General features: G+C 59.2%; 16 protein-coding genes. 2 read left to right on the top strand and 14 right to left on the bottom strand.

Going from position 1 to position 17521, the window contains the following annotated elements:
• Positions 1 to 49: 49 nt before the first annotated feature.
• From C2L65_RS44660 to C2L65_RS44715, 12 genes are all read right to left on the bottom strand, one after another.
• Positions 50 to 817: an SDR family NAD(P)-dependent oxidoreductase gene (locus C2L65_RS44660; protein WP_042314325.1), complete on the bottom strand. Its 768-nt coding sequence runs from the start codon at positions 815 to 817 to the stop codon at positions 50 to 52.
• The gene (locus C2L65_RS44665) at positions 814 to 2517 is read right to left on the bottom strand and encodes an AMP-binding protein (RefSeq protein ID WP_103254705.1); all 1704 of its coding nucleotides are present in this window, start codon (positions 2515 to 2517) and stop codon (positions 814 to 816) included. Before C2L65_RS44665 ends, C2L65_RS44660 begins: the two co-directional genes overlap by 4 nt.
• A 2-nt stretch (positions 2518 to 2519) precedes the next feature.
• Positions 2520 to 3512 (bottom strand): aldo/keto reductase, encoded by a 993-nt coding sequence (locus tag C2L65_RS44670; RefSeq protein ID WP_158660441.1) that lies wholly within the window; start codon positions 3510 to 3512, stop codon positions 2520 to 2522.
• A complete protein-coding gene (locus C2L65_RS44675; protein ID WP_042314313.1) occupies positions 3505 to 4572 on the bottom strand; it encodes an alcohol dehydrogenase catalytic domain-containing protein in 1068 nt (355 codons plus the stop codon). Before C2L65_RS44675 ends, C2L65_RS44670 begins: the two co-directional genes overlap by 8 nt.
• A complete protein-coding gene (locus C2L65_RS44680) occupies positions 4572 to 5864 on the bottom strand; it encodes a Rieske 2Fe-2S domain-containing protein (RefSeq protein WP_052426989.1) in 1293 nt (430 codons plus the stop codon). The genes C2L65_RS44675 and C2L65_RS44680 overlap by 1 nt, the downstream gene beginning before the upstream one ends.
• Before the next feature lie 69 nt (positions 5865 to 5933).
• A complete protein-coding gene (locus C2L65_RS44685; protein ID WP_042314312.1) occupies positions 5934 to 6923 on the bottom strand; it encodes an amidohydrolase family protein in 990 nt (329 codons plus the stop codon).
• Positions 6924 to 7507: 584 nt separating this feature from the next.
• Positions 7508 to 8215 carry a TetR/AcrR family transcriptional regulator gene (locus C2L65_RS44690; RefSeq protein WP_158660442.1) on the bottom strand — a complete coding sequence of 236 codons (708 nt, stop codon included), beginning with the start codon at positions 8213 to 8215 and terminating at the stop codon, positions 7508 to 7510.
• 175 nt (positions 8216 to 8390) lie between these two features.
• Complete coding sequence (locus C2L65_RS44695) at positions 8391 to 9020, bottom strand: TetR/AcrR family transcriptional regulator (RefSeq protein ID WP_042314310.1); 630 nt, start codon at positions 9018 to 9020, stop codon at positions 8391 to 8393.
• 147 nt (positions 9021 to 9167) lie between these two features.
• On the bottom strand, positions 9168 to 10604 hold the full coding sequence (locus tag C2L65_RS44700) for an MFS transporter (protein WP_052426988.1): 1437 nt from the start codon (positions 10602 to 10604) through the stop codon (positions 9168 to 9170).
• 3 nt (positions 10605 to 10607) lie between these two features.
• Positions 10608 to 10928 (bottom strand): 2Fe-2S iron-sulfur cluster-binding protein, encoded by a 321-nt coding sequence (locus tag C2L65_RS44705; RefSeq protein WP_042314309.1) that lies wholly within the window; start codon positions 10926 to 10928, stop codon positions 10608 to 10610.
• Between the two features lie 13 nt (positions 10929 to 10941).
• Positions 10942 to 12189, bottom strand: coding sequence for an NAD(P)/FAD-dependent oxidoreductase (locus tag C2L65_RS44710; RefSeq protein WP_042314308.1), 1248 nt, complete (start codon positions 12187 to 12189; stop codon positions 10942 to 10944).
• A gap of 12 nt (positions 12190 to 12201) precedes the next feature.
• Positions 12202 to 13404: a cytochrome P450 gene (locus C2L65_RS44715; protein WP_158660443.1), complete on the bottom strand. Its 1203-nt coding sequence runs from the start codon at positions 13402 to 13404 to the stop codon at positions 12202 to 12204.
• A gap of 651 nt (positions 13405 to 14055) precedes the next feature.
• On the opposite strand from C2L65_RS44715, the gene C2L65_RS44720 reads away from it, so the two are divergent.
• Positions 14056 to 14928: an isocitrate lyase/PEP mutase family protein gene (locus C2L65_RS44720; RefSeq protein ID WP_081921340.1), complete on the top strand. Its 873-nt coding sequence runs from the start codon at positions 14056 to 14058 to the stop codon at positions 14926 to 14928.
• A gap of 36 nt (positions 14929 to 14964) precedes the next feature.
• Positions 14965 to 15828 (top strand): SDR family oxidoreductase, encoded by an 864-nt coding sequence (locus C2L65_RS44725; protein ID WP_042314306.1) that lies wholly within the window; start codon positions 14965 to 14967, stop codon positions 15826 to 15828.
• 240 nt (positions 15829 to 16068) lie between these two features.
• Here C2L65_RS44725 and C2L65_RS44730 read toward each other — a convergent pair whose 3' ends face one another.
• Both C2L65_RS44730 and C2L65_RS44735 read right to left on the bottom strand, forming a co-directional pair.
• On the bottom strand, positions 16069 to 16926 hold the full coding sequence (locus C2L65_RS44730) for an SDR family oxidoreductase (protein WP_052426984.1): 858 nt from the start codon (positions 16924 to 16926) through the stop codon (positions 16069 to 16071).
• 73 nt (positions 16927 to 16999) lie between these two features.
• Entirely contained in the window at positions 17000 to 17368 is a 369-nt protein-coding gene (locus C2L65_RS44735; protein ID WP_052426982.1) for an EthD domain-containing protein, read from the bottom strand.
• Positions 17369 to 17521: the final 153 nt, after the last annotated feature.

A 17521-nucleotide genomic window follows, 5' to 3' on the forward strand; every position in this document is an offset into this window, starting at 1 on the left:
CGTTTGAAGATGCGCGCTGCGCATCGATGTTTACGCGTATTCGTGGACGTCAGCTCGCGGTCCATCCGCCATCCACCGGGAGAATCACACCCGTTATGAAGCTCGCCCCAGGAGACGCCAGAAACAGAATCGGTGGCCCAATCTCGTCTGGATGAGCGGCGCGGCCGAGCGGCACTCTGTACTCGATGAGCATGCGCCAGCGCTCGCTTGCCAGGCTTTGCTGCGACATGTCCGTCGCAAAGGGACCGGGCGCCACTGCATTGACGCGGATGCCACGCGGCGCAAGCTCGACAGCCAACGCTTTTGTCATCTGCACCACCGCACCCTTCGAAGCGGCATAGGCCGAGCGTTCGCTCATTCCAAGCAGCCCTGCTGTGGATGCAACATTCACGATCGCACTGCCGGGTTTCATATGCGCAACCGCGGCGCGGCAAATCGACCACACGCCGTATGCGTTCGCACGCATGACCTGCTCGAAGTCGGCGTCCGATGTTGCCTGCAACGTTCCGCGTGCAATCGCACCGGCGGAATTCACGAGGATGTCGACGCTGCCCGCCTGCCTGATCGTCGCCTCGACCACGTCTTCCGCCGTTCCCGGCTGCGACAGATCTCCGGCGACGCAGGAAACCTTCGCACCGGCTGCAGAAAGGATGTCGGCCCGCTCTTCGAGCGATCGGCGATTCCGCGCCACCAGAACCACATGAGCTCCCGCAGTCGCCAAGGCTTCAGCTGCGGCTGCACCCAAACCTCTCGATCCCCCAGTCACGACTGCGACGCGTCCGGACAGATCAAATGGCACACAGGCACCCTTGCTCATAGCGGCTTCTCCCGCAGAACACGTCGCAGCACCTTGCCCGAATTTGTCTTCGGCAACTCGTCGAGAATCTCAATCAATCGCGGCACCTTGTAGGGCGCGAGTCGCTCACGACAGAACAGCGTCAACTCTTCCTGCTTCACATTCGCAGATGGGCGTAAGACGATAAACGCTTTCGGTGCTTCGCCACGATAGCTGTCGGGCACACCAATCACAGCAGCTTCGCTGATCGCCGGATGCTCGAGCAGAACGTCCTCGACCTCGCGCGGCCAGACCTTGAAGCCGGATGCGACGATCATGTCCTTCGACCGGTCGACTACATAGAACCAACCTTCTGTGTCGGCGCGCCCGATGTCTCCCGTGCGTAACCAGCCATCTTCAAATGCTGCAGACGATGCGTCCGGTTTCCTCCAATACCCTGCGACGACCTGCGGACCGGATGTCATCAATTCGCCAACATCGCCGCCAAAGGGCACCGTTACCCGAGACTGCAGGTCGACGATCCGGCAACGTGTTCCAGGAACCGGCACGCCGACCGAGAGCGAACCGGTCAATTCATCCACAGGCGCGCGGCGGCCCAAAGGCACCAGGTGCGAGGGTGACGTCGTCTCCGTCAGACCATAGGCGTTGTGGATGTACACACCCGTTGCCGCCTCCCACCGCTCGACTATCGCCGGCGCCACTGGAGCACCGCCGCTAAACAACTTGCGGAAATGAGTCAGGCGTGAGGAATCGAAGGCAGGATGGTCAAGAAGCGCGATATACGCAGTGATGGCCGCCACTGTCGTCGTGCAGCGGTGACGCGCCAACAGATCGAGAACCGTGCCTGCTTCGAACCGGTAGCACATCACTACGGCGGCTCCAGCAACCAGTCCAGCCGCGAAATGGGCGACTAGCCCTGTGACGTGCGAGAACGGCGCAGCCGCAAAGAGGACATCATCGGCGGTAAGTTCCAGCCATTGACGATAGACCTCCGCATTGGACGCCACATTCGCGTGAGTGATGAGTGCCCCCTTGGGCTCGCCCGTCGTTCCCGACGTGTACGTCAGGAAGGCAACATCGCTTCGATCAGTCGACCGCCTCGACGATGGGGCCGGCTCCTTGATAAGCGTCGACAGATGGCCCCATCCGTCGGGCATCTCAATGTTCTCAGCGACTTTCCCGAGGAGGGCGGGTGTGTCGCCTTCACGAAGAAATTCGTTTGCGAAAGTGACTGCAACGGAAAGGCTGCCTCCCCAGTCCAGGATCGCGCCATGAAGCGCCATCGCCTGCTCTGCTCCCACGATCGCGGCACCCGGTTCCGCGTCATGCAGATAGTGAACCAGCTCTCGTCGCCTGAGCATGGGATTGAGCGGCACGACGATCGCGCCCAGGCGCCAGACTGCCAGCACCCCGATCACCGTGGCTGGCGTATTCTGATTCAGGATCACGACCCGGTCGCCCTGCTTCACCCGGTCGGTCCACGCTCCAACCAGTGCATCGACTTTTTGGCCGAGCTCCCTGAAGCTAAACGAGCGATCGAAATACCAGAGCGCGACGGCATCGGGGCGTGTCGCCAGGTTCGCCTCAAAAGCGTCGAGCGGCAATGCCGGCTCGACATCGACGTCCGGGCCTATCCCTGGAGCGTAAAGGCGGACCCATCGGCGATCGTCGGCTGACCGCGCGTCACTCGATACTCCATCGGAGATACGGATCTCAGACATAGTCATGCCATTTCATAGAGTTCACGGAAACGGGCGGCGATCTGCTGGAGGCGCTCCGGCTCTAGCGGCCCCGCCTGCGCAGCGGCGATTGCCTCATCGAGGTGTGACCGCTCGGAGATGCCCACAAGGACCGTGTCAATCATCGGCTCGCTCAAGGCAAATCGCAGTGCGAGATTGGCCATTGACGCTCCTTCAGGCACAAAGGCCCGGAATGCATCCGCCTTAACGCGGTCCGCGTCCACTTCGGCGCGAGACAACGACGAGTAGGACTTCGCAAACCGATGAAGGTCGCCGCTTTCGCTGAGGGCGCCTGCCGCGAGAACGCGGATGCCGACCACGCCGACATCGAGGTTCGACGCCTTGGCGATCATTTCGCCGTAGTCCTGAGCCCGCCACGCGGCGACCGTCGCGATGACCGCGCTCGGGTTGATCAGGTTGTAATAGGCCTGAAAAAGGTCGAAGCGGTTGGCTTTGATGACATCGAGGATCGAGTCGGTATGACCTAGACCTGTGAATCCGATGGCCCCCACGAGTCCCTTCCGTTTCAATTCCTCCATGACGTCAGCGACCCCGCCAGGCTGCAGTACGTCGTCTACCGAAAGAACGCGGCCAGCCAGATCCCGTTGCCGACCCACGCGACTGTGCAGGTAGAGGATATCCAGCCGTTCGCGGTTCAGCCGTTCCTGGCTGCGCTCGACTGAACGAGAGATTGCGCCCGCCAGGTCATCGAGATCACCCGGTGCGAAATCGATCTTGGTGCTGATGATGGGCGAGGCTCCGAGCGCCTTGAGCGTCCTTCCCAGATTGACTTCCGAATGGCCGCCGCCATACGTCGGAGACGTGTCGAAAATATTGATCCCTTGCTCGAGTGCGCTGCCGACGACTGCGCACTGCTCCTGCTGGCTGCCGCGCACCATGAGTCCTGCCGTCCCGCCACAGCCGAACGAGATTTCAGAGACTTCAAACCCGGTACGTCCTAAACGGCGCTTACGCATGGACATCACTCCCTGACGACGCTGCATCCTGAATGACCACATGAGCTCCACGAACTACGCCGCCATTGAGCAGGCCTTTAAGAACGGCTTCGGCAGCTTCAAATCCGTGAACTTCACCTGTAAAAGCTCGAAGCCTTGTTCGCTCTGCCGAGACGATCTCTACCGCTCTTCTGAGAGATTGCGCCGATGCGCCGCGTCCACCTTTGAGCGTAAGACCCTTGCGACGAATCGTCTCCGGCTCGATTCCCGACGGCCTGGTCGAGGTGCACGCCATGATCACTCGACCGAGTGGCCCCGCCATTTCAACGGAAGCGGCGACGTATTCCACGGGCGCCTCTGTCACGACAACGACCACGTCGTAGGGTCCTTCGCGTTTCGGATCGGTAGGAAAGCTGCGCACATCTGCTCCCATCGCCGAACACGCATTGATCGCGTCTACGCCGCGAGAATCGCCGTACACGACGACTTCCGACGCTTGAGCGTGTAAAGCCACCAGAGCCGTCGCCGCCCCCATACGACTTGTGCCCAGGATCGCCACCGATTCCCCAGCCTTGATCTCTGCGCCTACGTGCAGCCATTCAACGCCAGATGCGACAGGGAACGCGAACGTGGCGAGTTCGATGGGCAAATCTTCAGGAACCTGAACCAGCACCGATTGCGCATCGAGCGTCACCGCCTCCGCGTATCCTCCCCAGTTGCAGGATGAAGCGTCCTGAACGATGTGGCCATAGCGCGGAGATTTGCAAAAGCGCTTCTGGTCGCGCAAACACCAGTCGCACGCCCCACAGGGCCGGGCGTCATCGATCATGACCCTTGCACCGCGTAGCGCCTGTATCACGCGCGGGGCGGCGGGTCCGACGTCCGCGACACGGCCGATGATCTCGTGTCCCAGAACCAGGGGCGTGGCCATCACGGGGCCGTATCCATGAAGCGTCTCGGCATCGCCGATACAAACGGCACTTCCTTCCACCCGGAGCACCGCTCCTCTCTCGCCCGCAGATACTGCGGGGAGATCGCGCAACTCCAGCTTGCCGTCTCCTACGTGGACGAGTCCTCGCATCAGACGGCCTTTTCCAGTGACGCCGCGGGTGTGGCGCCATAGAGTTTTTCCCACCAATCGTCACCGCGATTGATCGTCGCTGCAGCGCTGCGCACCTTGCCGTAGTCGCAAGTCAGTGCGGGAATCTCCGGTTCCTTGCCGTCGCGAATCTGACGAGCCGACGCGAGCAGCATGCGGCGCATGTGAACAATCGCCTTATCGGTCATGCCCAGGTGCTCGACGGTACGGTCCTGAATGGGGCCCATCGACTCCTGAACGGCAATGTCCTGCATCGTCGTGCCGTACAGCCCGGTATAGGTGGTGCCCGACTTGATGCCTTCGCGATCCTGGAACCATCGGTTGCTGGCGCGTCCCGGACGGCGATAATCGGGCAGCAGATCCTCGCCCATTCGCAGGCCGAGAAACGTTTCGTGCGCCTTCACTTCGACCGGCGAGAGCGGTTGCTCGTTGTCGTACCAGACGAGATACATCGCCGTGTTCTCGCTATCCAGCGGCACGGATGCCTGCATGTACACCGGCGGAATCATGCTGTAGAAGGGCAGCGCGTAAGCGGTAGCCCGCACGTACGCGAGGTTCTCCGGATCGGCCACGGCCTTGCGAATCGCGCCGTAGATGAACCCGAATTCAGTCTCTCTTACGTCGATTTCGGGCGACGTGTCCGTCGACGGCCGCGAACGCCGACCGTCGCTGTGTACCTGATCCTGGTCGTAATCGCCGGAAGCGCTCGTCTCTGCGCTATGCAGGAAATCACTGTGAGCCGAATCAAGTGAGCCCTCGAGCGACTGGACAAAGTTGACGTTGTAGAGCGTCTTGCGAACAACGTAGTGAGACGCAGGCAAGTCCATCCACGGGAAGCGTGGCAGCGCAGGCGGCTCACCCGGGCCCAGGTATGCCCACAGCAGCCCCCCAGCTTCGACGCACGGGAAAGTCTGGTTGTTGACCCGTCCGCACATCCGGCTGTCTTTCGGCTCGCCGGGCATCTCGCATACATGCCCCGCCACATCGACCTTCCATCCGTGATAAATGCAGCGCAGTCCGTTGCCTTCATCGCGTGCGAGCATCAGCGATACACCGCGATGCGGACAGGCCTCGGCCATCAGGCCCACTCGACCTTCTGCGTTCCTCCATGCGACGAGTCGCTCGCCCACCAGATTCACGCGAACCGGCCCTTCGCCAGGGGATGGAATCTCATCCAGCAAACATGCCGGCAACCAGAAGCGCCGCAGGAAAATGCCCATGGGCTGGTCTTCCTCCACACGGCACATCAATTCATTGTCAGCCTTCGACAGCATGGGGTATCTCCATTGTTAGTCCAGCCGCCCCGCTCAATGCGCGAGGACCGGTGGCGAGTTCGTCGCTCGTTAGTCTTTGAACGCCCGCGAGTACACCTTTCGGCAGTTCCCTTCGAAAATCTTGTACTTGTCGTCAGGCGTCAGCCAGGGGATCGCTTCGATCGCAGGCTTCAAGTCGTCGAAGTCGCGCCCTGTTTGCTTGCATGCGATCGTCCCCGTTCCGGGTCGCTCCGTACCGAACAGGCAGTTGTCCACGCCGAGCACCCGAAACTGGAATTCCAGCGCCTCCGGCGAGTAGTTGCAGGTGTCGTAGTAGAGTCGGCGAACTCTCTCGTCGAACGTTTCGCCCCCACGTCGCTCGGCCCATGCGCGAAAGCGCCCCATCTGATAGGGAATGGCGCCGCCGCCGTGCGCGACCACGATCTTCAATGTCGGGAAGTCCTCGAACACGCGACTCTCCAGCAAAGAGATAATCGAGATGCTTTCTTCGTTGATGAATTTCAGCGTGTAGGACTCTCTCGGATTGCAGCAGCTCGCTGAGTGAATCAATGCGGGAACATCGAGCTCGACGAGTTTCTCGTACAGCGGATACCAGAAGCGATCGCCAAGCGCGGGCGGCGCTGCCTCTTCGCCCTCGGTGGGATCCGGATTCAACAGGCACCCCACGAAACCCAACTCCTTCACACATCGTTCCAGTTCGGCCAGGCAGTTCGCAGGGCTCTCCGCACGAAATTGCGGAAGACCGGCCACGCCTCTAAAACGGTCCGGGTGCAACTGACATTGAGCGTGGATGGCGTCGTTGACTGCGCGAGTCCACATCGCGGTCACTGTCGCAGGCTTGATCGAATGCAGCATCATGTATGGACGGGGCGAGAGAAACTGCACGTCGGTACCCACGCCATCCATGATTGCGATCAATCGATTCGAAACGGCATGCAGCGCCTCCTCCCTGATTCCAGAGAACGGTGCGGCCGGATTGGCACGGCTGGCTACCAGTTCGCTCATGTACCGGTACAGTTCGTCGGTCATCACAACATGGGCGTGACTGTCGATAATCATTCGATTGCTCCGAAGCTGCGGTTGGTCCGTTAGACGAAAGATACTTTTGGAACTTCTTGCCCTTCATGGGATTTAAGTTCCATGTAGGAACGATATAACCTTGTCTGTGAGGCGTCAAGCAACTTTTAGCGGCAATCGCTGGATTCACGTTTGTGCGCGCCCATGCTAACCAGAAGCGAGCGCCCGACGCGCTCGTGCAGCGAGCGCCAGGCCTGAGTCGGCACTGACGACGAAGGGGAAGAGGAGGGAGAAGACGGAAGCGGATTATCCCGTCGACAAGTCGGACGAACGAACGATTCGAGGACGAGTTGAGCCTCGGCAACGACACCTATCCGAATCGTCGAATGCCGGGTCCGTGAAAGTGATATGACGTGGCGACAAGCCCCGCCAATCGAACCCATCTGACGGCAGTCCGAGCGGAGCACCGTCGCTCAGGGAAACAGGTTCGCCGCAGCGATCAGGCGCTTCCTGCTCTGGCTTCAGGTTTTCGCGAATGTGTCTCTAGCGCACCCAGTGGTGGGCGCTGCGGCATGATATTTCTTGCGTCGTTGTATGTTCATGCCGGTCAGAACCAACCGCCCTGTCTAGCGTTGAGCGGTTTTCCGACGTGCCGCTTTTTTGGCAGCTGGCCTGGCTGCAATGCCGTCGTCGTCGGCCCTTGAAGGCTTACTCCCGCCGGTTTGATCTATTTCAGCCAGAGCCGCTTTTAGAAGGGCCATCGCCCCCCAGACCTTGATCTCCCGAGCCTTCTCCGTAGAAAGGAAGCACACATCACGCAATACGACGGCCGATTCAATCCCAATGAACAGGCTCAGCGCCGAAATCAACTTTTCATAGCGCTTCGCACCAAGCTGACTGCGCAGCATCCCGATGGCCGATTCGAGCACTTCCTTGCGTGCGCCTCTACGTTGAGGAAGCAGTTCGTCATCCGAGCTCTCGTTGTTCAGCGAGAGTCGCAGCATGGTGCGATAGAGATAATCGTGATCGGTAATCGTGACGTCACTGGCCTCAACGACTGAGCGCAGACGCTCTTCGACCGTTTCCTTGCTCTCGAGCGCCGCGTCGATGCTTCGCTTCTCAACCTCTGTTGCTGCGTAGAGCGTAGCGTGAACAACTAGCGTGTCGACGCTCGGGAAGTAGCGGTAGGCTGTCGTGCGGCCCACTCTGGCGCTGTCTGCTACCTCGGCAACCGTGAACGATTTCCCCTCACGTACGAACTGTGCGGCGCATTCGACTAGTGCCATATGCGTGCGCATTTTCTGATTGCTTCGCCCACCAACAAGGTTCGACATGATTCTCCAATCGGGTGCGGGCCGCCGCCAGGGACGTCCTGAATGTGTATCCGCTGAATGGTACACCATCCCCATAGAGAGACAGAACAACCGAGTCGGGAATCCTTGGCGCAAGAGGCCGATGAGGTCGACAGCGAATCGACCGGGACGGGGCCTCTTCCCGTTCACGAATCCGTCACGCAGGCTGGACATCGGCCCTCGCCTCAGCGAGTGCGGCCTGAAGAATTGCATATGCGCCCCACGCCTTGGTCTCGCGTGCCTCCTCCTCCGACAGCAGGCAAACGTCTCGAAGCACGATGTCGGCCTCGATGCCCAGAAAAAGGCTAAGAGAAGCAATCAACTTTTCGTAATGCGCTTCGTCGAGGCTGTCGCGCACCACATCGAGGGCCTCCTCGAGCAACTCCTTCCGAACCCCGGATCGCCGGGGAAACGCATTGTCAGGAACGCTGTCTCCGCTCAAAGACAGCCGAAGCATGGTCCGGTACAGGTGATCGTGTTCAGCAATCGACTTCTCGTTTGCCTCGAAAATTGCGCGGAGACGTTCGTTCGCCGACGTTGTAGTTTCGAGCGCCACACCGATACTTTGTTGCTCCACCTCCGTAGTCGCGTACAGCGATGCGTGCGCGATCAGCATCTCGAGGTTTGGGAAGTACCGGTACGCAGTCGTCCGGCCGACTCTGGCCCGATCCGCCACCTCGGAGACGGTAAAACCAAGCCCTTCCCGCACGAATTGGGCCGCACATTCGACGAGCGCGATATGTGTGCGCAACTTCTGATTGCTGCGGCCTCCAACAAGATTTGACATAGCGCTCCAATCGACCCGGCACTGACCAGGTAAAAACCAAGTAGAAACACTCCCTTGACGAATATGGTACACCAATCCCATAGTGGATCACAAATTCAATATTGAGCCTCCTGCCGCTTCCACTTTGTCGTTACGGAGCGTGCGCATTCAGGTGCCCGCACGCGACGCCGAAGACTTGCGCGCAAAACTCAGTAGAGCAGCCAGCACGGTCATGATGGCCGAGACTGCTATCGCGGCTTGGCCCACGTGACCGAACAGCCGGAAAAATATCGCAACCAGCATCGCGCCAAAAATCTGGCCCGTGGTTCGCGAAATCGCAACTAGTCCAGCCGCCGCACCGCTTCTATGCATGGGGGCCGATGACAGGAGCGCGCGATTGTTCGGCGATTGGAAGAAGCCGAACCCGATCCCGCAGACTCCCATCCGAATGGCAATAGAGGTCAGCTCCATTCCTGGTGAGAGCCACAGAAGCGAGCCCAATCCAGCCGCCATCACGAACAGGCCGCATCCGATCAGCACCTCGACCGGCACGCGATCCGCGAGCCTGCCAGCAACAGGCGCGGCGAGCGCCACGCCAACGGGCCACGGCGTCATTAGCAAACCAGTTTGCACGAGGTTGAAGTGCAAACCGTCTTGAAGATAGAAAGGAAGAGCAACCTGGGTCAGCGTCTGCGCCGTAAACGTAGACGCTGACGTCAGTGCCGCCAACCGCACCAGGCGTATCCTCAGAAGGTCGATCGGTACAAGCGGTTGACTCTGTGACAAGCATCGATTCACCAGCAGCACCGCGGCAACGACACCACCCGTCAAGACTACGCCACCCCGCAACTCGGAGGGGCTTCGCGTGATCAAATCGACCCCACTCAGCAGCATCGCAAACGCGATAATGTTCAAAACGATGCTCAAGACATCGAGTTGCCGCTCCGCCTTCGGGCTCTCCGGCAAGGTTCGCCAGGCCAAGGCCAAGGCTAGTGCGCCAACGGGAAGATTGATAGCGAATAGCCATTGCCACGGACCCAGCGCGAGCATCACTGACGCAATCGTAGGCCCCAACGCGCCAAACGCGGCGATGATTAGCGCGTTCGCCCCAAGCGCCGCGCCGAGGAGTCGCGGCGGATACATGAAACGGGCGAGTGCCCCATTCACACTCATAATGCCTGCTGCGCCAATACCCTGAATTGTCCGGGCGACGACCAGTTCCGTCAGATCGTGCGACATGACGCAACCCAACGAGGCTAGTGTAAAAAGACACAGACCGCCGGTAAACACACGACGATAGGTAATGATTTCGCCAAGCGCTGACAGGGGCAACAGCGAAATAACCACACCTAGTTGAAATCCGCTCACAACCGCAATCGAATCAGCAGGCGAGGCGCCCAGGTTGCGCGCAATCGTCGGAAGTGCAACGTTGGCAATTGAGCTGTCGAGTATGCTGACAATCAAGGCTAGCCAAACGCCGGCTAACGCAAGATAGCGCTGCGGGGCGGGCAGGCCTTCGTGCCGACAATCGGCCGCCGGGACGCCCTTCCGTGGTCCGGGCATGCGAGCCGAATCATTCAACTCAACCGGGCGATCTGTGTCCATCGGTCAATGCTGGCTCTCGGGAATGACGACAACCAGACCGTCGAGCGCCTCGACGACCTGCAATTGGCAGGACAGCCTGGAATTCGGAAGAACAACTTGCGCGAAGTCCAGCATACTGGCTTCCATGTCGCCAACCTTGTCGACCCTCTCCTGCCAGGCCTCGTCTACATAGACATGGCACGTTGCACACGCGCATGCACCACCGCAATCGGCATCGATTCCGGGTACTCCATTCTTGATGGCGGTCTGCATCACGCTGTCGCCATTTCGGGCATCCACGGTACGATGCGTACCATCAGCCGTAATGAAAGTGATCTGGGGCATAAGCTCTTCGCGATCAGGTCGCGACCTCCTTCATTGAAATATTTCGATTGCACAAACGCTCGACGTCGATTTCGGTGCGAGCACCGATGAGTTGTCGGCCCATCATGAATTCCGGCGCCGCGTTCACTGCTTCGACTGCCTGGATCCGTTGATCGGCGCTGACATGAAAGATCGCAAAACTGTCTTCATTGGGGTCGCCCCGAATGACTATCTCGGCGACATCGATGGGCAAACCGGCAATCTGCAACTTCACGTCAAACTGATCCGACCAGAACCAGGGGGTCTCGTGCTTTGGCGCAGGCAAGCCGCAGATCGATGCCGCCGCCTGCCTGGCCTGTTCAAGCGCATTGGGGACGCTTTCGAGGCGCACCTTTCGGTCATAAAGCGGGAGTGGTCTACGCGTGCAATCTCCGATTGCATAGATGTTCGGATCGTCTGTGCGCGCCGAGATATCCACGAGCACGCCGTCATCGCATCGCAATCCAGCATGACGCGCCAATTCCTCGTTCGGAACCGCACCCACCCCTACGAGCACCAGGTCGGCCGGCAATTGCTCGCCGTCGTCCAGACACACGCTTGCCACTTCATCCGTCATCCGCACGGATGTAACGGACCGACCCAAACGAAAAGTCACGCCGCGTTGACTGTGATAGCGAAGGAAGAAGCTCGAGAGTTGCGAGCAGGCAACCCGAGCCAATGGACGCGCCTCTCTCTCGACAACGACAACTTCGGCACCGAGCGCACGCGCTGATGCGGCCACCTCCAGACCCACATACCCACCGCCCACGATGACCACCCGCGCGCCGGGCTTGAGTGCAAGCTTCAATTTCTCCGCGTCGGCCGCAGTGCGCAGTTCAAGCACCAGGGGCAGCAACGCTCCTTCGAATGGCGCGGTGCGGGCTCGGGCTCCAGTGGCCAGTATGAGACTGTCGTAATCCACTGTTTTGCCATCCGCCAGACGCACCAGACGTGCCGCGCGATCGATGCCCTCGGCACGCTGATTGAGACATACCTGTATGTGATTCTCGAGATAAAACGCTCGCGGTCTTAACCGGAGACCGTCTTCGTCTGCTTCTCCCTTGAGCCATGCCTTTGAGAGCGGTGGTCGCTGATACGGCTCCAGCGGTTCCTCTCCAATCAATGTGATTGATCCAGCAAAACCATTCTGGCGCAGAAAAGCTGCGGCTGAGCCTCCAGCATGGCCGGCGCCAATGATTACCGTATGAGGTGACCGCAATGGATCGATGTTCGTCTTCAACATGGCGTGCTCTCTTCAAGAGACGTGGGTCGACTCGCCCCATTGCAACGGCAGATCAACCAATCCGATCGTTACCCCCGTGTGGTACGAGAGCGAAGCGCCTGGTCGTACCCGCAGTCCCGGCAGCCTGGGGAGCAGTTCTTCAAGCATGATGCGCAGTTCCAACCGGGCAAGTGGAGCGCCGACACACATGTGCGGTCCGGAACCAAACGCGCAATGCTGTCGTCGGTTCGATCGGTCGAAGTCAACCTCCAGCGCCCGAGGAAAGATCTCTTCATCCAGGCCCGCAGCAGAGATAAGGCAAAGCACCATGTCGCCCTTACGAAGCGCGACGCCCTCGTACGTCGCGTCACGTGTGACTTCACGTCCGATGCTTATGATGCTGAACCGGCGTAGCAATTCCTCGACGGCATCAGGGATCTTCTCCGGGTTGTCCAGTAGCTTCTGACGCTGATCCGCGTGTTCGGCCAGATAGCGCATGATGTGCGTCATCTGGGCTGCCACCGTGTCCAGACCGCCATTGAAAAGCGTGATGAGGATCGACAGCATCTCCTCGCGGCTAAGCGGTCTGCCGTCGACTCGCGTCTTCAACAGTGAAGGCATGATGTGACCACCGCTTTTTTCCGGATCCGCCAGTTGCTCATCGAGCCAACCGCTCAAGAAAGCAATCGACTTCCCATGCGCGTCGTTGGATTCCTGTTGCGATGCGCCATGAAAATAGCTTTGTACCCAGCCGATCATCTCGTCGCGACGTTCAAGCGGAAGACCGCACATGCGCATGAAGATCTCGACTGGCATCCGCATCGCGAAGTCACGCACAAACTCTGCTTCGTTGCGTGCGGCCAGCCCGTTCGCCAGGTCGCGGGCAGTGGCGCGGATTGCCGGCGTAAGTTCGTCCAGGATTCGATGGCCGAAAAGCTCCACGACACTGATCCGATACTTACCGTGCTCGGGAGGATCCATATGGTGCGGAATCGACGGCACCGTGCGATCAACACGAGGCACCCGAATATTCCGGCAGGAGAACAGCTCCCAGTTGCGCAGAATGTCGATGACAGTCTCACGCTTCGCAGCACACCAATGACCACCGAGTTCCGGCGAGTAGAAAAACCCTGGACCGGCCCCCAGGTCGTGCAACACCGTCCACGGATTGACGACCATCGCTTCGCCAGTCCGATAGTTAAAGGACGCCACCCGGTCCGCCGGAACATCGTTCAACCTTTCATGCACTGGGCAACCCATTTTCGCTCCTGTTCAGTCGTCTCCCAAGGATTCAACCTTTCTCCTTGGCGCCAATTTTCATAATGGGACTGTTGTACCATTTAGAAAAAGCACGTGTCAAGCACCGAACGAGGTTAAAAGGTCATTGCCATTGATTTGTTCGTGATCGGACAACAGCATCGTCTCTCTGGTTTTTCGGGGACCGTTGTCCTGCGACGAACCTGTTTCGTTCTCTTCACCATGAAATCGACACTCCCGCACTTTTATGGTACTTTAGTCCCACAAAGGAACGAGCATCAGCAAGGCGAGTCTTATCCAAGAGTCGCTTACGTCGATGAGGGCCTGGCTCGCCAGCTTTACGAAGAACCAAGAGGCGGCCAACTGCAAGCTCCTGTGGTCCCGCTCGCCGTTGCTTGAGGTAACGCCGGCTTCCAACTCTGGAGGCCGGTTCCTGATAAGACAACAAAGACAACTGACATCGTTGTCGAAGGAGACGCAAGAAATGGGTACCAAACCGACTGGGAAGGATCGGACAGATCGACGCTATCGCGATAGACGAGTCTCTACGGGTGCTACGCGTTCTCGCCTGTCGCCCCGCTTGTCTATCTGGCAAACCGGCAACGCCGGACGTCAGAGGGAGCGCTTGTCATGAAAGCTCAACTGTCCCTTCGCGAGATGCTGGCTTCGCCGCAGCTTACTCTGGCGCCACTTGTATTCAACGCGATGTCTGCCCTTCTGGCGCAACGCGCTGGTTTTGGAGCGGCTTACGTCGGCGGTGCAGCGCTTGGCTACTTTCGGGGCGCAACGGAAGCTGCCTTGGGGCAGCACGATTTCGTCGAGGTCGGGCTAGAGATCCGTATCGCGAGCAAAATCCCGCTGATCATGGATGGTGGTTGTGGTTGGGGTGACCCGGTTCACATGCGGCGTGTTGTTCGTATGGCCGAAGCAGCTGGATACAACGCAATCGAAATCGAAGATCAAGTGGTTCCGAAGCGCGTCCATCATCACATCGGAGTGGAGCATCTGGTACCGATGGAAGTGATGTCCGCAAAGATCGCCGAGGCTGCGCGCATGCGTACCAACCCTGATTTTCTGATCATTGCTCGCACGAATGCGGTCCGCACCGACATGGATGACGCGCTCCGACGTTGCGACGCATACGCTCGCGCAGGTGCCGATGTTCTTTTCCCGCTTGCCAGTCAGCCCGACGAGCTTCGCACGCTTGGAACGCGCACCTCTCTGCCCCTGATGCTTATGGTTCATCCGCATCAGAGCTTCGAGCAGATGGGGCTTACTCACAATGAATTGGTTGAGCTCAACTACCGCCTTCTTGTCGATGGCATCACTCCATTCGCCGACCTGTATCACGCGCTCGTCGAGAGCTACGAACGATTGCAGTTTTCGATTCCGAATGCGGCGGCCGTCACGTCCGCAATGAACTCCGCGAATGAATTGGTAGATCTCAGCGACATGCTCGACGTAGAACGTCGAACAACCGAATCGGGCTCCGTTCAATATTGACGGCCCTCACCTCATCTTCCTCACCGGGCTATTGCAATGACCCTTCAATCGAAAACCCTGTTCATCACCGGCGCAAGTCGTGGTATCGGCCTTGCGATTGCACTGCGGGCGGCGCGAGACGGCGCCAATATCGTCATCGCAGCTAAAACCGCCGAGTCGCATCCGAACCTGCCGGGAACGATTTACACCGCCGCAGAGGATATTGAGCGCGCGGGCGGGACGGCGCTCCCACTCGTGGTCGACGTTCGCGACGAAGCAAGCGTTGCCCGAGCCATCGACGAGGCGGCACAGCGTTTCGGGGGTATCGATATATTGGTGAACAACGCGAGCGCCCTGTCGCTCACCGACACGCCGTCGACCGATATGAAGCGATACGATCTGATGCAGCAGATCAACGTCCGCGGCACTTACCTCTGTACCCGCACGGCACTGCCCCATCTTCGCCACGCAGCGAATCCGCATGTGCTGAACCTGGCCCCGCCGCTTGACCTCGACCCAAAGTGGTTCGGGCCACATGTTGCCTACAGTATTGCCAAGTTCGGTATGAGTCTTTGCACGTTGGGGCAGGCACGCGAGTTTAAGTCACTTGGCATCGCCGTCAACTCCCTCTGGCCCGTTACTACCATCGACACAGCCGCGGTTCGCAACAAGCTCGGCGATATGGCCGACTCCAGCCGGAGCCCGGAGATCATGGCGGATGCGGCATACGCGATTCTTACGAAGCGGGCAGCGGAAGTGACGGGGAACTTCTTCCTGGACGAGGAAGTGCTGCGGGACGAGGGCATCACGGACTTCTCATCCTATTCGAAGCGTCCGCTAGCGCCATTGACCGCAGACTACTTCGTTAGCGATCGGATTCTTGATAGCTTGCCAACGGAATTGATCCGCTTACCTCAATGACGCATTGCGGTTCGCCGGCCGATATCAGTTCCCAACAAGGCGAACCAAACCAGGTTGTCGCGTCAGGTATGCCTCACCAAGGTCCGTCGTCGCGACATTCGTGCTCCGATGCCCTGGTGAGGCTTGTACGATAGTTTGCTGCGGTGTGTCCTATTGCGGGCGCAGGAGCGTCTCCGCGAGAAGCCGGCTGCCGGGATCAAACTGGCCGTGGTAGAACTGTTTCACGTAGGCATTCCCTTTCTAGAATTCCAGGGCGTGCCACTTCTCTCGACGATCCGCTTCGAACTGGTGATCTGCGGCCGCCAGGTAACCGCCGTCCACCAGCAGATCGACACCCGTCATTAAACTTGCAGCCGGCGAAGTGACGAATCGAACAACCTCGGCAATGTCGGAAGCAGATCCCAGCCGTCCAAGTGGCGAATCGTTCCCGCTATGATCAAGGTTTTCCTGCCTGCGCGCTCCCATCGCAGTGTCGCCGAGTACACCCGGCGACACTGAAAGCAGTCGACCCTGCCGTTGGCCCCATGCAAAAGCCCGACGCTGCACTTGCAGAATGGTGCCTCGTTTGGAGGTCGCATACGCGAGGCGATGTTTCGGCGTACTGGGGGCTTCGGCTTCGATGAGGCGCGCCAGTTCGGCCGGCCCCTGTTCGGGTTCCAGCAATAGAGAATCGAACCGATGCCCAAGGGTTCTATGCCCCGCCATCGAAGCCACACAAACGCCCACGACTCCAGGATGCACCAGGGGCTCGAAGGCTTCCAGTATGTTGATCGTTCCGTAGAGATTCACTGCGTAAATGATCTCGGGAGGCGTCGGTGGAGCGACACCAGCGGCATGAACGAGTACCGAGAATCCGCCCATATCATGTGCGGCCTCCGCCAGAGCTTTCGCGTCCGCGTGGCGGGTAATGTCCGCAGGCATCGCAACGGCATTGACTCCCTCGGCCTGAAGCGTACTGACTGCCGAATCGACTGCTTCGGGGCGAAGATCTGTGATGAGAACGCGATAGTCGCGAAACCGCCGGGCACATGCAAGCCCTATATGACCCGCGCCACCCGTGATGACCGCCAATGGCGGCATACTCTTATGATCTGTCATGGTTCAATCTCGTCGACTATGTTGACCAACAGTTTAGTTAAACGTTTTGAAATGCGGCGACTTAGCCGTCACGCTAAGCGCAATCGACGACACGCCGGGTGACCACCTCATCAACGTCAAACATGCGAGTCGTTCCCCCGATCAGAAAGCGTCTCGAGTCTTCTCGCAGGCGACGTCCTTCTTCGCCGTTGCGCATCCGGTTCAAGAACGCTTCGAGCTCCGACGCGGTATCGAAGCAGAGTTCGGTAACGACATCGAAGTCAGGAAGAACCTCGGAACTGGGAATGTATGCCCTCGCGACGCTCAGGTAGTTGCGGCGATAGTCCTTGATCATTGGCATCATCTGCATGACAAGCGGGACGTGCTCTTCTTCATACATCCGGCGTGCTTCCACGAAGGAAACATCATTTCGGATCTTCATAAGTGCGACCAGCTTCCTCATGGGTTCTCCTGGCTACATACGACGGATTTCCGCGCGTGGGCTGGCCACATGGCAGAGCGCACGCCTTGACTTTGGAACCTGAAACTACCGAAAGGCTAAATTCAGTTGCATCCGTCAGCGATCGCCTCTCGCGAGTGCATCATGAGGCGCCTC

Source organism: Paraburkholderia terrae (assembly GCF_002902925.1).
Classification (GTDB): domain Bacteria; phylum Pseudomonadota; class Gammaproteobacteria; order Burkholderiales; family Burkholderiaceae; genus Paraburkholderia; species Paraburkholderia terrae.

What these genes read in the sequence shown, in the direction of transcription:
- C2L65_RS44660 (WP_042314325.1), bottom strand. Translation starts at nt 817, where the DNA reads ATGAGCAAGGGTGCCTGTGTGCCATTTGATCTGTCCGGACGCGTCGCA.
- C2L65_RS44665 (WP_103254705.1), bottom strand. Translation starts at nt 2,517, where the DNA reads ATGTCTGAGATCCGTATCTCCGATGGAGTATCGAGTGACGCGCGGTCA.
- C2L65_RS44670 (WP_158660441.1), bottom strand. Translation starts at nt 3,512, where the DNA reads ATGCGTAAGCGCCGTTTAGGACGTACCGGGTTTGAAGTCTCTGAAATC.
- C2L65_RS44675 (WP_042314313.1), bottom strand. Translation starts at nt 4,572, where the DNA reads ATGCGAGGACTCGTCCACGTAGGAGACGGCAAGCTGGAGTTGCGCGAT.
- C2L65_RS44680 (WP_052426989.1), bottom strand. Translation starts at nt 5,864, where the DNA reads ATGCTGTCGAAGGCTGACAATGAATTGATGTGCCGTGTGGAGGAAGAC.
- C2L65_RS44685 (WP_042314312.1), bottom strand. Translation starts at nt 6,923, where the DNA reads ATGATTATCGACAGTCACGCCCATGTTGTGATGACCGACGAACTGTAC.
- C2L65_RS44690 (WP_158660442.1), bottom strand. Translation starts at nt 8,215, where the DNA reads ATGTCGAACCTTGTTGGTGGGCGAAGCAATCAGAAAATGCGCACGCAT.
- C2L65_RS44695 (WP_042314310.1), bottom strand. Translation starts at nt 9,020, where the DNA reads ATGTCAAATCTTGTTGGAGGCCGCAGCAATCAGAAGTTGCGCACACAT.
- C2L65_RS44700 (WP_052426988.1), bottom strand. Translation starts at nt 10,604, where the DNA reads ATGGACACAGATCGCCCGGTTGAGTTGAATGATTCGGCTCGCATGCCC.
- C2L65_RS44705 (WP_042314309.1), bottom strand. Translation starts at nt 10,928, where the DNA reads ATGCCCCAGATCACTTTCATTACGGCTGATGGTACGCATCGTACCGTG.
- C2L65_RS44710 (WP_042314308.1), bottom strand. Translation starts at nt 12,189, where the DNA reads ATGTTGAAGACGAACATCGATCCATTGCGGTCACCTCATACGGTAATC.
- C2L65_RS44720 (WP_081921340.1), top strand. Translation starts at nt 14,056, where the DNA reads ATGAAAGCTCAACTGTCCCTTCGCGAGATGCTGGCTTCGCCGCAGCTT.
- C2L65_RS44725 (WP_042314306.1), top strand. Translation starts at nt 14,965, where the DNA reads ATGACCCTTCAATCGAAAACCCTGTTCATCACCGGCGCAAGTCGTGGT.
- C2L65_RS44730 (WP_052426984.1), bottom strand. Translation starts at nt 16,926, where the DNA reads ATGACAGATCATAAGAGTATGCCGCCATTGGCGGTCATCACGGGTGGC.
- C2L65_RS44735 (WP_052426982.1), bottom strand. Translation starts at nt 17,368, where the DNA reads ATGAGGAAGCTGGTCGCACTTATGAAGATCCGAAATGATGTTTCCTTC.